Here is a 405-nt window from a genome sequence, read left to right as displayed (position 1 = left end):
GGCGAAATGCTGGGCAAGGATCAGCCCGTCATCCTGCAACTGCTGGAAATCCCCGATGAGAAGGCCCAGAAGGCGCTCAAGGGTGTGATGATGGAGATCGAAGACTGCGCCTTCCCGCTGCTGGCTGGCATGGAAGCGCATTCCGACCCGATGACCGCGTTCAAGGACGTCGACGTGGCCCTGCTGGTGGGCGCCCGCCCCCGCGGCCCGGGCATGGAGCGTGCGGACCTGCTGTCGGCCAACGCCCAGATCTTCACGGCGCAAGGCAGGGCACTCAACGCCGTTGCCTCGCGCAACGTGAAGGTGCTGGTGGTCGGCAACCCGGCCAACACCAACGCCTACATCGCCATGAAGTCGGCGCCGGACCTGCCGCGCGAGAACTTCACCGCCATGCTGCGCCTGGAC

Annotated in this window: 1 protein-coding gene; it reads left to right on the top strand. The window is 66.2% G+C overall.

The genetic code is table 11. From position 1 onward, the window contains the following. On the top strand, positions 1–405 hold a 405-nt coding region (locus GV818_RS33920), incomplete at both ends, for a lactate/malate family dehydrogenase (RefSeq protein WP_434738400.1).

The organism is Pseudomonas sp. Fl4BN1, assembly GCF_009908285.1.
Taxonomy (GTDB): Bacteria; Pseudomonadota; Gammaproteobacteria; order Pseudomonadales; family Pseudomonadaceae; genus Aquipseudomonas.
The sequence above is the reverse complement of the archived record's forward strand: the minus strand, read 5'-3'. Positions and strand labels throughout refer to the sequence as shown.